10 protein-coding genes are annotated in these 14,432 nt (G+C 42.8%); 8 read left to right on the forward strand and 2 right to left on the reverse strand.

The annotated features are described in order from the left end of the window. Window positions 1–179: 179 nt before the first annotated feature. Window positions 180–1,580, forward strand: a complete 1,401-nt coding sequence (gene fumC / locus DD657_RS06670; protein ID WP_287049140.1) for a class II fumarate hydratase — start codon at window positions 180–182, stop codon at window positions 1,578–1,580. A gap of 99 nt (window positions 1,581–1,679) precedes the next feature. Here fumC and DD657_RS06675 read toward each other — a convergent pair whose 3' ends face one another. Next, window positions 1,680–2,072 carry a hypothetical protein gene (locus tag DD657_RS06675; RefSeq protein ID WP_287049142.1) on the reverse strand — a complete coding sequence of 131 codons (393 nt, stop codon included), beginning with the start codon at window positions 2,070–2,072 and terminating at the stop codon, window positions 1,680–1,682. Between the two features lie 391 nt (window positions 2,073–2,463). Here DD657_RS06675 and DD657_RS06680 point away from each other — a divergent pair, with 391 nt between their 5' ends. The 3 genes from DD657_RS06680 to DD657_RS06690 all read left to right on the forward strand — a co-directional run bounded on the left by DD657_RS06680 (window position 2,464) and on the right by DD657_RS06690 (window position 6,607). Beyond that, window positions 2,464–3,234 carry a hypothetical protein gene (locus DD657_RS06680; RefSeq protein WP_068690093.1) on the forward strand — a complete coding sequence of 257 codons (771 nt, stop codon included), beginning with the start codon at window positions 2,464–2,466 and terminating at the stop codon, window positions 3,232–3,234. 202 nt (window positions 3,235–3,436) lie between these two features. Beyond that, window positions 3,437–3,808, forward strand: a complete 372-nt coding sequence (locus DD657_RS06685; RefSeq protein WP_021988335.1) for a hypothetical protein — start codon at window positions 3,437–3,439, stop codon at window positions 3,806–3,808. Window positions 3,809–3,814: 6 nt separating this feature from the next. Then, window positions 3,815–6,607 carry an FAD-binding and (Fe-S)-binding domain-containing protein gene (locus DD657_RS06690; RefSeq protein WP_287049145.1) on the forward strand — a complete coding sequence of 931 codons (2,793 nt, stop codon included), beginning with the start codon at window positions 3,815–3,817 and terminating at the stop codon, window positions 6,605–6,607. Between the two features lie 49 nt (window positions 6,608–6,656). Here the strand turns inward: DD657_RS06690 and DD657_RS06695 are convergent, their stop codons facing one another. Further along, the gene (locus tag DD657_RS06695; RefSeq protein ID WP_287049146.1) at window positions 6,657–8,018 is read right to left on the reverse strand and encodes a deoxyribodipyrimidine photo-lyase; all 1,362 of its coding nucleotides are present in this window, start codon (window positions 8,016–8,018) and stop codon (window positions 6,657–6,659) included. 719 nt (window positions 8,019–8,737) lie between these two features. Here DD657_RS06695 and DD657_RS06700 point away from each other — a divergent pair. The 4 genes from DD657_RS06700 (at window position 8,738) to fimD (ending at window position 14,429) form a co-directional block, all read left to right on the forward strand. Next, window positions 8,738–9,988, forward strand: coding sequence for a hypothetical protein (locus DD657_RS06700; RefSeq protein WP_287049148.1), 1,251 nt, complete (start codon window positions 8,738–8,740; stop codon window positions 9,986–9,988). Between the two features lie 150 nt (window positions 9,989–10,138). Further along, a complete protein-coding gene (locus tag DD657_RS06705) occupies window positions 10,139–11,125 on the forward strand; it encodes a FimB/Mfa2 family fimbrial subunit (protein ID WP_287049149.1) in 987 nt (328 codons plus the stop codon). 27 nt (window positions 11,126–11,152) lie between these two features. Beyond that, entirely contained in the window at window positions 11,153–12,586 is a 1,434-nt protein-coding gene (locus tag DD657_RS06710) for a hypothetical protein (RefSeq protein WP_287049151.1), read from the forward strand. Window positions 12,587–12,593: 7 nt separating this feature from the next. Beyond that, window positions 12,594–14,429, forward strand: a complete 1,836-nt coding sequence (fimD, locus tag DD657_RS06715; protein ID WP_287049153.1) for a fimbrial tip adhesin FimD — start codon at window positions 12,594–12,596, stop codon at window positions 14,427–14,429. The last annotated feature ends 3 nt before the right edge of the window (window positions 14,430–14,432 follow it).

A 14,432-nucleotide genomic window follows, 5' to 3' on the forward strand; every position in this document is an offset into this window, starting at 1 on the left:
CAGAATTCACGAGGAAGACCGGATACTTTACGCACAAACAAAACGAAAACTTACCCGGCAAACGTGGAAATATGTACGGGGTTGTGCGGATGCGAAAACAGGAGTTGTCCGGGATATTTTAAACGGGCAAACTTAAATAGCCGTTTCTCGTAATTATAAGGTAGATAAAATTGATCGTTATGGATTATCGGGTTGAAAAAGATACACTGGGCGAGGTAAAAGTTCCTGCCCGGGCTTACTATGGGCCCCAGACACAAAGAAGTGTCGATAATTTCAAGATTGCCCGTGATACCGACCGGATGCCGATGGAGGTGATCCGGGCATTTGCTTACCTGAAAAAAGCGGCTGCTTTGACTAATTATGAGGCCGGTATTCTGGAGAAAGAAAAATGTGATCTTATCGGCCGGGTCTGCGATGAAATTCTGAACGGGGAATTGGACGATCAGTTTCCACTGGTCGTATGGCAAACCGGTAGCGGTACACAAACCAATATGAATGTGAACGAAGTGATAGCCAACCGGGCACAGGTATTAAGCGGCGGAAGGCTGACAGACCGATTTAAAATTTTGTCGCCGAATGACGATGTCAATAAATCCCAATCGTCAAATGATACTTTTCCCACGGCTATGCATATTGCCGCTTACCGGATGCTGATGGAAATAACAATCCCCGGGATTGAAAAGTTAAAGGATGCTTTGGGAGAGAAAAGCCAGGAATTTATGTCTGTTGTAAAAATCGGACGCACTCATTTTATGGATGCTACACCGCTGACTTTGGGGCAGGAATTCAGCGGATATCTATCACAATTGGAACATAGGTTGCAGGCGCTTCGAAACAGTTTGTCTCATTTGACAGAATTGGCATTGGGAGGGACTGCTGTCGGAACAGGAATCAATACCCCTCCCGGGTATGCTGAAAATGTTGCGAGGCATATTGCAGAATTAACGGCTTCGCCTTTTGTAAGTGCGCCGAATAAATTTGAGGCTTTAGCGACTCACGATGCTTTGGTTGAAACTCATGGTGTATTGAAAGTTATTGCTGTAAGTTTGATGAAGATAGCCAATGATATCCGGATGCTGGGGTCGGGACCGCGCTGCGGTATCGGCGAATTGCATTTGCCTGAAAATGAACCGGGCTCTTCCATTATGCCGGGTAAAGTCAATCCGACTCAATGTGAAGCTTTGACGATGATTGCCGCCCAGGTGATGGGAAATGATGTAACTGTAGGGATCGGAGGGGCTAACGGGCATTTTGAATTAAATGTGTTTAAACCCGTGATAATTCGTAATTTCCTTCATTCTGCCCGGCTGATTGGTGAAGGCTGTTTCAGTTTTTCCCAACGTTGTGTAAAAGGAATCCGGCCGGTGAAAGAGGTTATCGCTAAGCATCTGGAAAATTCTTTGATGCTGGTTACTGCTTTGAATCCGTATATCGGTTATTACAAAGCGGCGGAAATCGCTCAGCGGGCTTATCGGGAAGGAAAAACATTACGTGAAGTGGCTGTCGGATCCGGGTATGTTTCCGCTGCCGATTTTGACCGTTGGGTTGACCCTGCTAAAATGGTAGGTAAGAGCCTGTGAGTTTAAATATGCGTGATTTTATTATAAAATAAACTGTGCTAATTGTAAATAATTACTTTTAACACAGTTTATAGGTATACTTAAACTCAGATTTTCCGGTCAAATCAGTGTCGTCATTCCGGTAGTCGGTGTTTCTTCCTTTACAAACTCTCCGGCTTCATTGAAATATACGGTTAATTTCGTATCTTCTTTTTTGATGACCAGTTTGTAGCTCTTGTCGGAACCTTTACTGGCTTCTTCGATCGTATAGCCTTCATATTTCGCTTTAACAGCCGTTGTCACGTTTTCCGGAACCTGGGCTACTTCGATCTTCGTGTAAGTAACTTCTTCCTGGGCCAGCAATATAGAAGTATCTTCTTTCACGACAGTGTCTTTTTTTACGACAGTATCCTGTGCACTTATCGGAGCTACTACGTAGTTTTCGGCGGATGCCGGGATTGCAAATACACATACTGTCATTGCTACGAACGCGCTTTTCACTAAATTTTTCATGGCATTTTGATTTTAATGTTAATAATGATATTTGAATACTTATTTTTTATCGTACTCGTAAATGAATAATGAAAAATGTATGCCAAAGAATTTTTTTTAAAATAGTAAAGTAATAAGTGATTGTATATTAGTGATATAATGTGTATTCAATAACCCTATTTTAGTTCCATTTACAAAAATTATGTAGAAAGATGAGGAAATTTATCTTTTTTCCGGGGAACAATTCCTCATTTTCAGAACGAGAACTCTTAAAATGCGGATTTAAAAGAACTGGATTTTTATTCGGGTGTTTTAAAAAACAAAATGGAGTGTATCGATAGGATCGGTTATTTATTTTTTACTTTTGTCACGAATTGTAAATGCTGTTTTAGCGTTTGTTTTTATTTATTGTATGGAAACGAGTCACAAACTTTATTCACAGGCTGCGATAGCCTTAGCTACTTTTTTTGGCGGACCTTTTGCCGCTGCTCTGCTGATCCGTAAAAATTGTATCGTATTGGGACAGGAGCGATGGGGATTCAATGCACTGATATTGGGAATTATCACGACCGTTTTGCTTTTCGGTTGTATTTTTATGATACCCGAGCCGGTGCTTGATAAAATACCGAATGCGTTGATTCCGGCAATATACACTGCTATTATTTGTATGATAGTGGAAAAGGTGCATGGAAGAGAGTTAAGAGCTCATAAGGCGAAAGACGGTTTATTTTATTCCAATTGGCGGGCTGCCGGGATCGGTCTTGTTTCTTGCGTTGTTATTCTGGCCGTGTTGCTCGGCGGAATTTATCTGGGGGAAGATAATTGGAATTCTACAGAGTATGATGCGAAGATAAAACAGTTTGCCCGTAACGAGGAAGTGGCGTTGTCTCTTTATAACATTCTGGAAGAGAAACCGGCGGAAAAGGCAGTCGAATTTATAGAAACGACCGGTATTCCCAAATGGAAAGAAAATATAGAACTGCTTAAAGCGATGGATACTCTGGAAGGTATACCTTCGGAATTTACAGAATATAATGAATTACTGCGTAGTTATTGTCAGGTTCGTATTGATATGTATACGTTAATCGCCAAGATACTAGATGAAGATTCGGAATCCTATCAGGAGGAATTGCAGAAATTAGACAAACGGCTGGAGGATATTATAAGCCGGCTGAGCAAATAAAAAACGGCAGATTCATTATAACTTTTTTATACGGGTAAATACAAGGTTTCCGATTGTTCCGGAAGCCTTGTATATTTTGTTTTGAATGATTCGTATATTAATTTCATGTTATTAAAATATAGTTTTGCCGGAAATTATTACTTTTTCTCGTAACAAATCGATATAGGAACCTGTTTAACCGGTAGGTACTAAAACTATATCGATGAAACCTGTCTTTACTTTTGGCCGGATTATGCTGGGATTGGCATATATTGTTTACGGCTATCTGCATTTTGCTTATACAACTGCTGATGCCGCTCTGGTGCCGCAAGGCGTGGGGCGTCCGGCTGTTTGGGTCATTTTGATCGGAATCTGTTGGTGGGCGGTGGCCTTGAGTTTTTTTACCGATATTCTGACTCGTTTGAGTGGAGTGTTGGCATCTGTATTGCTGTTTTTCATATTATTTTTTGTGATATTACCGGATTTTAACGGAGTAAGCTCGTGGCTTTCGATGGCTTCTGTTTTTGCTTTGATCGGCGGTTCGCTTCAGGTGGCTGTACACGGAAAAATGTGGTATAGACGTAAAAATATATAGAAGGATATGGACAAACGGCTTTTACACAAATTGACTGCTGTATTTGATTCTCACCAGATATTGTCTTCCGGACTTTACCGGGAAATTTATTCCCGGGACGGTTCTTATTTTAATATCAAACCCGAAGTTATTGTACGTCCCGATACATTGCAACAAGTGCAGCGGTTATTGGCTATTGCTTCAGAAACAGGGACAGGCGTTACCTTCCGCACCGGAGGTACCTCGCTGTCGGGACAGAGCGTGAATGCCGGCATCATCTGCGAATTGCGTACAGCCTGGAAAAAAAGCGAGGTGCGTGACAACGGCCGTAAAATATGGTTTGAACCGGGGCTTACAGCTCATCAGGTGAATACGATTTTAAAGAAATATCAAACTAAGATCGGACCTGACCCTGCTTCGGCTATTGCAGCCATGATGGGGGGAATTCTTTCTAACAATAGCAGCGGCATGCAAACCGGAACCCGGTACAATGCTTACCATACGTTGAGTTCTATCGAATTTATGCTGGCTAACGGACATTGTTATAATAGCCGTCTCACAGCCGACCGACGGCGTTTTGAACAGGAAGAAGAACAATTGTGTAAAGGATTGTTACAGATTCGTTCACAGATATTGGGTAACGACGGGATACGTAACCGGATTATAGAAAAATATAAAATTAAGAATGTGACCGGATACAGCATGAATGCTTTTGTCGATTTCGATCATCCGGCGGATATTTTTGCTCATCTGCTGATCGGGGGAGAAGGTACGCTTGGGTTTATCGTATCGGCAGAATTAAATACCCTGCCTTTGCTGCCTGTTTACAGTTCAGCCATGCTTTATTTTAAAGATGCAACGAAGGCGGCGGCTGCGGCCGCTTTTTTGGGAGAAAGCGGGGCATTGTCGGTCGAAATGATGGATTACGCGGCATTGAGTAGTTTGGGCGACCGTCCGGAACTGCCCGGAGGAACGACGGCCATGCTGATCGATTATGGGGCCCGATCTTCAGAGGAGATGCAGGATATGATAAAGCATCTCGGACCTCAATTGAAAAAATTGGATGGCCTTGTGAACCTGGAGGATTTTACCCGTACGGTAAATGAACGTGAGAAGCTATGGAAAGTGCGCGATGGAATTTTTCCGTGCGTTGCCGGTGCCCGTATACCGGGAGATTCTGTCATACTTGAAGATGTTGCGGCTCCGGTCGGAAAATTGGATGCTTTGGTCGGAGGATTACAGGAACTGTTTCATAAACATGGGTATGAAGGCTCTGTTTTCGGCCATGCCCGGGATGGGAATGTACATCCTTTGGTGACTTCCGGAATGAAAACGGTGGACGAAATCAATAATTTTTCCCGTTTTATGGAGGGGATGGTGACCCTGGTACTTTCCCTTGACGGATCGCTGAAAGGAGAACATGGTACGGGACGCGCCGTTGCACCTTTTGTCGAACGGGAATGGGGGACTGAAATTTACAGGATGATGCAGGAGATAAAACGTTTGGCCGATCCACAGGGAATATTGAATAAAGGGGTGATTCTGAATTCCGATCCCGATGCTCATTTGCAGTCGGTAAAAGAGATGACGCTTTTTTCTGAAGATTTACACTACAAAAAAGCAGATACCTGTATCGAATGTGGATTTTGTGAGCATGTTTGTCCGTCCCGCTATGTCACGTTAACACCCCGTCAGCGTTTACAGGCCAGGCGGATTATTGCCCGGACAGGCAATCCGCAGTTGGAAAAGGAATATGATTATATCGGAGAACAGACCTGTGCGGCAGACGGCATGTGTCAGATGCCTTGCCCTATGGGGATCAGTACGGCTGTTGTAACCGATGCTATCCGGAGTAAAAAGGCAACGAAAACAGCATCGGATATCCTGCATTATGCCGCCGGACATTTCGGCGCAGTGGAAACCGATCTGCGGGCCATGCTGAAATTGGCTGTCGGAACAGAACGTGTTGTTTCGCCTTATCCTTTAATTTGGGCGACAGACTTTCTGCACAGAATGTTCCGTCAGATGCCCCATTGGTCGGCTCATTTCCCGATGCCCCGCAAATTACATTACCGGGAAGAGACAGATCCCGATTATATTTATTTTCCGGCTTGTGTGACCCGTATTTTCGGTGCTTCAGCTTTACATAAAGACGACTTGATGACAGTCATATTGAGAATCGCCGGTAAAGCGGGAGTACGTGTAAGTCTGCCTGCTGAAGCGCATGGACTTTGCTGCTCACAGATTTGGGAACACAAGGGAAATGTTGAAGGACAGAAGATTACGGCCAACCGTACCGTTGCCTGTTTTTATGATTGGTCTGAAAGAGGACGTATTCCCATATTTTGTGATACGACATCGTGTACGCATACGCTGTTGTCCGAAACCGGAGGAAATATCCTCACACCTGAAAATCAGGAGAAATATAAGCAATTGAAAATTATAGATATTACACAATGGTTGAATGAGATTATTTTACCTAAAATAAAGGAAATCAAGCCGAAGAACAGGGTTTTATTACATCCGACCTGTTCCTGTCAGATCATGAATCTGACTCCCGTTATGCTCGATATTGCGCGGAAATGTGCCCGGGAAGTGATATTGCCTGATAATTGGGGGTGTTGCGGGGCTTCCGGCGACCGGGGATTTATTTTTCCGGAACTATCCGAATCGGCGACCCGGGATGAACGGTATGCAATTTCTGATCAACAGTTTGACGGTTGCTATTCGCTGGCACGTACTTGTGAAATCGTCATGCAGGATCATATCAAACAACCTTACGAGTCAATTGTTTACCTGGTAGATGAAACGATTGGTTGAAATTGTTCTGCAAGCCGGCGGCTATTTACGATCGTAATATTTTAATCGGTTAAAGTAAAAATTTTTTGCAATAAGTATCCATATCGTATTTGCGTGCCAATCCTTGGGCAGTCATACTTCGTACTGTACCGAAAATGGGTTTTGAGGGCCACGGACGATCGTGCAGACCGAAACACCAACCTACTCCTGCATAGCTGTTGGCGTCCCGTCCGTCTAGAAAATAACGGTTGTTGAGGGTTATAATTGTGGTATAGGCTTCTTCTGGGGAACGGCTCCATTCTATGATTTTCTTTCCCCAATACATACGCATGGTATTTTCCATGAATCCGGTTTTTTGCATTTCGTACATTGCTGCATTCCAATAAGAATCAGTTGTAGTTGCATTTTCGAGTTCTTTCGGTGAATAGAGTTGTGGCCGGAGATCGGACCGGTGTTCTTTCAGTGTTTTACGGCTCCAGGCCGGAAGGATGGTATAATCGTCATAATGAGGCGTAAAATAAACAAAATTGTGAGCCAGCTCCCGGCGTATGAGTAATTCTTCTATGAAAGCACCGGCATAAGGTAAAGTATTGATTTTTTGTAATATTTGTAAAGGAGAAATCTGTCCGAAGTGCAGGTAAGGGCTTAAACGGGAAGATCCGGCTAATGACGGATCTTTACGATTTTGACTATAATCCGTTAGTTTATTCTCAATGAAATCGTTCAGTATTTTCTGTGCTGTTCTTTCTCCGCTGGAAAGATCGGCCGGTGCAAGATATTTGTTTTTTCGTGTTGTTTCGAGAAAACGTTCGGCTGTTTCATTGTTGTGGCTGGCATTGTTCCGAAAAGGGTATTTCAATGGCGGTAACTTGGTTTCGGCATCACCTGCAAAATAAGATATTTTTTTCATCAGTTTGGGACGAATTGTCCGTGCACTCCATTCAGCCTTGTTGGAAGCCGAAGCGATAGGTATGATGAGATTGTCTTCTACTGTTTCCATCAGACAGGAAACATTTGCAGCTATATCGGTCTGCCATTTTTGTTGCGGATAAAGGTAACCCTGGTCACAGATAATGGCTGCTGCCTGATTGAGATAATGCGAGTATAGCTGTTCTTCCGGCAGGTCAGATAATTCGAATCCGATACCGAATCCGATGGCATCAGTCGCACATTGGAGAAGGCCGTCTACCATAAATCTGAAATGACGGTAGTTGGCTTCCGGATAGTCCGGTTTCAGATGAAACACGATAAGCAAGGGTAAACCGGTTTCGTTTGCTAGATGTGCGGCTTGACATAAGGCCAGATTACAATGAAGCCGTTGGGAGGTCTGCATTAGATACAATATATACAGACCTTGCTTGATCGGAGCTCTGTTTAGCCGGTGAATTCGTTCGGATTTCATGTCATTTCCTGTCAATTTATTAAGTTTCACTCTGAAAACTTTTACTGGTTTAAAGAACGAGGCTTAAATCAGGTTTGTTTCCGATTGTCGTCTATTTTTCGGATCGGAAGAAAAATTTATACTGGTTTAAACGGGGGCAAGCATGATTCTTTCAGTTGTAGACCTGCAATTGAATTGATAGCTATGATTTTCAGCGTAAAATGTTTAAAAATATTACGCGATTTGTTTAATTATAATATCTGAAATTTTTTCCCGTACAGTGTTAAAAAAATCTTTTTTACTTTTTAAAATATACCTTGTTTTCTCTTTCCGCAGAATAAAGAGTTTCCGATATTCCTTTCTTAAATTACTACAAACTTTAATAACTACATTTATAAATAATTATGTTATAAAAATGAGGGAGTAATTTTTATTTTTTTTTTACTTAATATTTAGAGTAATGGGATAAAATCTATTATAAAATATAAAATCAAATACTTTGAATGTAAATTATGTATTATGAATGATAAATTGTAATACCATAAAAACTTTTTCTTTCTTTTTGAGAGAGTTATCATGAAATAGAGCCTGTAACTTTTTCTTCAATGGGTCTGTTTAACTATAAAAAGTAGAGTTTTGACTTTATTATGATCAAACACAAGGAATGATGGCAGAACGATAAGCCGGGGCGTGGAAGAGAAAAAAAATGTTGAAATATTGATTAATATCCTATACAGACTAAACTAAAGTAACAATTAAACTCGTTGATTATGAAGAAAATTCTATTTGTGGCAATTATGGCCGGTGCTATGTTTGCCTGTAATAAGCAGGATGAAATAACAGGACCGGAGGAGAACACAGGAGAAAATACGGTTACTCTTACCGTGAAGCAAGCCGCTCAGACTCGGGCAATCTCCGATCAAAAGGGCAGTTCCGAATATGCCGTTATCGGTTCGGGGAAGATTTATTTTATCGATGCTTCGGGAAATAATATTCACCAGCGGGAATTGACGGCAACGGAAATAGCGGCATTGGCAAATACTGCATCAACAGCCGGGGGGAATACGGTTACGGTGACGGGTATTCCGAATACGGCTATTACTTTGTATTTTGTTGCTAACCTGCGGACAACTGCAGGTACTTCCTATCCGGCGGTAATGGGTACCGGTAGAACGGAGGCCCGCTTCCGTATCGACCAATTACAAGCCGATGCTGTACATGTGCCGATGGCGGGGCGGAGTACTGCCTTTACAGCGGCAGCCGGAGCACATCAATATACGGCTTCTGTTGAGTTGACTCCTTTGGTTGCCCGCTTTGAACTGGCACAAATTACATGTCAGAACCAAGACGGTGCCGCTGCACCTGCTGTAAATGCCGATATTACGGGTTATAAACTTTCCGGAGTGTTTATGAATAATATACATCCTTATGTATTGCTGGACGGCACCCCTTATCTGGTGGGCAGTTCTGTTGATATTCGAAACCAGCCGGGATGGGCTACGAACTGGGGGCCTTATTTTAATTCATATAATACGGATTTCCCTTATTATGTAGGAGGTAATCCGGCGGCTCCGTCCGATTGGGTAGATAATGCAATGGCTGATTATTGCACTCCGACGTCAGCCGGACTGACATTCTACCCTGATCCAACCAATGGAGCAACTACTACTAATCCGGCAGTAACTCCTAAAAAAGCTTGGGCTTATCAGGTTTGTCCCAGTCTGACTTTTACGACAGGCACACCTGCGGATGTACCCCATTTGATTTTAAAGTTAACGGAAGTTGCGTATGTAAATAATGATTTGGGAAAACCGATTCAATATGTTACCGTGATGAAGTATAAAGACAGTGGAGGAAATCCTGTTAACGAATTTAAACCCGGAAATGTATATCGTATCGAGAATCTGATTTTTACTCATAATGAAGCAACAGCTCAACCTTATGAAGAAAATATCACCGTTACAGCTACCGTTTCAGTGAAGCCCTGGACAATCAATATCATTAAACCTGGTTGGGAATAAACATAAATGTTATAGGTGTACCGATTTACGCATGAACGATTGAGTCTTGAATTTGTATGTCGGTACACCTGTACTTTGATATCGTAAATTTATCACTTTTACTTACTCTGTGCTGGGCGCATAGGGGGGAGTAGAGTTAACGCCGAACAGATGATGAAACGTATTATTCTCTATGTCCTTCTGGCTTTTCCGTTGTTTATACAAAGTTGCTTACGGGAGCAGACAGCCATGTGTGAAAGCTGGTTGTTGCTTAGGTTCAGATATACACTTAATAATCAATATACGAATCTTTTCGGGAACAATATTCATAAGGTGACGGTTTATGTATTCGATGATGAGGGAAAGTATGTCAATACTTTCAGTGAACAAGGAGAACATTTGACGAACGATTATGTGATGCGTATCCCGCTTTCCGAGGGAAAATACAGTGTCGTCGCCTATGGCGGTGATTTCACGGCCTTTTCAACAGGTGAGTTGAGTGGTCAGGGAAATACGTTGAGTGGAACCTTACGCAAGGGATTAACTGACCTTAACGATTTCCGGACAGAACTCAAAAATACAGGCGGTGAAGGGGATTATCTTTATCCGTCACTCGTTCCGGACGACTTTTATGCCGGATTTGTAACGGATGCCGTTGCAATGGTCGGTAATCAGAAGGTCATGGAGGTGGAATTGATGAAGGATACCAAGCAAGTGATTGTCCGGATAACGAATACAACCCCCGTAACCGTACAATCCGTTTATGCGGCAGCTCAACCTTTTGATGTATCTATTATGGCATTGAACGGCAGATATCTGGCAGATAATAACGTTGATCTGAATCACGGGACTTTTAAGTATACTCCGGTGAATATGATTGCCGGAACGGATTTCGTAGAGGCTGAGTTGAAGATCATGCGTCTGATGCTGGGGCAGGTTTCCAGGCTGGTAATTAAAAATAGCCTGACTTCCGAAGTGATTTACAATGAGAATATGATTGATCAGATTTTATTGAATCCCAAATATAAAACGCAGACAGATTTCGACCGGGAAGACCGGTTTATTTTTGAGATAGGAATACAAACGGACGGTAATCATGTCCGGATTAGCGTTGTCATAAATGGGTGGAAAATAAACCATATTATTCCTGATAATTAATAAAACTGGGTTTTAACAGGTAATGTCATGAATTGCAGATTAATAATCATATTGGCAGGTATTTTTTTGCTGATGTCTTGTTCTAAAGAACCCGGCTTGGAGGAAGTACAGCGTCCTGAGAATATATCTATTAAATTAGCTGTAAATATGCAGGGCGTGAGTGATCCTAATTCGGTGAACCAGGACCAGGCATTTACGAGCCTGGCAATTTATCTGTTCGGTAATGATGTGAATGCTGTGCCGGAACAGGCGGTGTTGGTGCCTTCTTTTCCGGCAGCCATCACACGGGAAATACCTATTGAAACCCAACCTGGACAGAAATGGCTGTATGTTGTTGCCAATTATATCGGAAAAACATTCAGGAAAGCGGACGGTAGCGTTTTTACCCTAAGTACGGCAACGACAAGGCAGCAACTTGAAAGCCTCATTACGGAAAGTAGCGGTGGATTTGATCCGGCGTCGTTGCTGATGGTGGGAATGCAGACTTTTACGGTTGTATCCGGTGATAACGGACGGAAGATTGACTTGATTCTCCGGCGTTTGCAGGCACGGGTGGATGTGCACGTTTATAAAGGGGTAAATTTCGGTTCCAATACAGTGACGCTTGAATACATCAAATTTCGCAATCAGGTGCGTAACAGTGAGGTGAAGTTCGATTATTCAGCTACTACGCCGCAGATGACTTCTTCGCCGATGTTTTACGAACAGAATGTGTCCAATACTTCGGTATTAACGTCCTATGTGGATGGTACGGCTTTGCAGCCGGCAAATGCCAAGGCTGTCTTTTATAGTTACCAGAATCTGGTGACCGCTTTTTCACCTGTGCAGGTGACTGCCCCTGCTTTGGAGATAAGGCTGAATTCCGGTGGAAATGCTTATACTTACAAAGGATATATAACGGATAATAACCAGACTATCAACAAATATTCTTTGTTACAAAACAATGTTTATCAGGTACTGGCTATTCTTGATATCAATTCTAAAATTACGATAAATGTGAACGTTTTGCCCTGGAATCAGCAGAATATCGAATACGAACGGCCCATTACGGCCGGTGATTTTTCGTTTGGTCCATGGGGAAGCAGTTGGGGAGGAACGAATGCCAAGACAATGAATACAAATGTGGGGGGACTGGAAGATGCTGTGTTTCAGTTTGAATTAAAAGCTCCTTACGGAGCAGCGTGGAGCGCTACGCTCACCAACGGGCTTGATTTTGCTTTTACTCCGTCTACGGCGGGATTAGCGTCTCAGGCTGTATCCTACGGATTTGCGAATCCGGGCTCACCCTATGTCATTGCCGTCAGAGCATCGAAGCGATGGACCGGCAATGCACGGGATACGGAGTTTTATATTTCCGTTGAAGGGAATGAAATACCCATTAATCCGATGATTGGTACACAACGCCGTTATCCGGGTACCGATACCCGGATTAAGATTACGCAGGTTGCATCTTATAATTAATAGGGATATGAAAAAAAGTTTATATATGATTCTTCCGGTTCTTTTGCTGTGGGCTTGTGACCGTGAAACAGATAACTTCTTGCCTGATATTGCACAGGGGAAAATTGTCCTGAGAATGCAGCCGGAAGCAGGGAGTGTGGAAGCCCGTGCTACAGAACCCGGAGACGATCTGCTCAATGAAAACAAGATCACGAATATGCATGTTTTCATTTTTCCGCAAAATGCGGCGGATAATCAACCCTGTCTCCGCTATGAAGCTTTTACGGGCCTGTCGTTTCAGGGAACGGGTACCTTCTCAAAGGAATTGCTTACTTCCCAGAGTAGCTTCAGTCCCGGTGTGATTTACGATATTTATACGGTAGTCAACCTCCCGTCAGATATGACAGTACAAAGTAACATTACTTTCGGTGCTTTGAAATCACTGAGGACAATGACTCCCGTTACGAGTCATACGACGCAGAGCAGTTTTGTTATGGATGGAAAGGTATCGGTCATACTGAACCCTACACCTCAGACTGCAATGGTAAATGTGAGTATACCGCTCAAACGGGCTATGTCTAAAATCAGGGTAAAATTCAGCCTTTCGTCAGTTGTGGCCGGTGCTACTATCGTGCAGGTATCTCTCCGTCATTTTGCTAAATACGGTGTTCTACTGGATAATAATCCTTATGTGGCGGCAGGCGGGGATTACGGTGATTCGCCTTATGTAACGGGTACACCTGTTACTACGTTTACTTTCTATTGTTATGAAAATAACTGGGGCACTTCGTCTGTTGACGAGACATATTTGATGGTGAATGTGCCCTACGGGACACGGCTCGGGAATTATTACCGTATTCCGGTGAATAAATATGCCGGTAAAGCTGAAACAGGGCGGGTGGCGCGCAATATGATTTACGATGTGACAGTATATATAGATAGTAATGGATCTGATAGTGAGAGTGGCACGGTATCGATAAACGGCAATTGTACCATTACGGATTGGACGACCCGGCAGATCGTACTCAAGACGATCAATCAGCATTATCTCGGAATAAACGAATATAATATTGTTATGGCTAACATTGCTACCTATACGTTGAATTATGTTTCCGATTTGCCTGTCAGTATTACCAATATTACGGCTTCCTGTACACAATACAATACGAGCGGGGTTCCTTCGAATGTTACCTATACAAGCGGGCAGACACAGTTTCCGGTGTTTGCTGTAAATGCTGCAACGAGTACTATTACGATTAGTAGTACTATCCCGATTAATTACGTACCCAAAAATATTACTTTCACTGTCACCAATAATCAGGGACTGAGCCTGAATGCGACTGTCGTTCAGTATCCTGTCCGGTATGTTACGGCGCGTATTTCTACCGGAAATATCAAACCGGAATGGTTTGAAGGGGGAACCAACCTGAATTTATTTACGGTGAATACCTTGGTTCCAAGCTCTACCGGTGCTTATACATTGGGTGATCCAACCAATGGATATCCCAAAACGGATTCCACTGCTAACGGTAATAAAATGGTTTCACCGCGATTTATCATTGCTTCGCAATATGGTATATATAATCGGGTAACTTATTCTGTGGCTCAGCTTCGTTGCCTGCAGTATGGTGAGGATATTTATCGCAGTGGCTGGCGTATGCCTACAAAGGCGGAAATTGAATTGATTAACTCTATCCAGGACGACCCCAATAGTGCTGTGAAAGGGTTACTTACCGGTGAGGCTTATTGGAGTGCTTTTAAATACGATTATTATGATTTTGTAAATAATGTCTGGACCAGCGGAGGAGCGGCCGGAACCGCTTATATCCGAGCCGTATACGATTTGTACAAAGATGAACAATAAATG

Origin of the sequence: Culturomica sp., assembly GCF_003524185.1 — a bacterium.
GTDB lineage: Bacteria > Bacteroidota > Bacteroidia > Bacteroidales > Marinifilaceae > Culturomica > Culturomica massiliensis.

Bases quoted from the DNA above. Each gene is read 5' to 3' on its own strand.
- fumC (WP_287049140.1), top strand. From the start codon at position 180: ATGGATTATCGGGTTGAAAAAGATACACTGGGCGAGGTAAAAGTTCCT.
- DD657_RS06675 (WP_287049142.1), bottom strand. From the start codon at position 2,072: ATGAAAAATTTAGTGAAAAGCGCGTTCGTAGCAATGACAGTATGTGTA.
- DD657_RS06680 (WP_068690093.1), top strand. From the start codon at position 2,464: ATGGAAACGAGTCACAAACTTTATTCACAGGCTGCGATAGCCTTAGCT.
- DD657_RS06685 (WP_021988335.1), top strand. From the start codon at position 3,437: ATGAAACCTGTCTTTACTTTTGGCCGGATTATGCTGGGATTGGCATAT.
- DD657_RS06690 (WP_287049145.1), top strand. From the start codon at position 3,815: ATGGACAAACGGCTTTTACACAAATTGACTGCTGTATTTGATTCTCAC.
- DD657_RS06700 (WP_287049148.1), top strand. From the start codon at position 8,738: ATGAAGAAAATTCTATTTGTGGCAATTATGGCCGGTGCTATGTTTGCC.
- DD657_RS06705 (WP_287049149.1), top strand. From the start codon at position 10,139: ATGATGAAACGTATTATTCTCTATGTCCTTCTGGCTTTTCCGTTGTTT.
- DD657_RS06710 (WP_287049151.1), top strand. From the start codon at position 11,153: ATGAATTGCAGATTAATAATCATATTGGCAGGTATTTTTTTGCTGATG.
- fimD (WP_287049153.1), top strand. From the start codon at position 12,594: ATGAAAAAAAGTTTATATATGATTCTTCCGGTTCTTTTGCTGTGGGCT.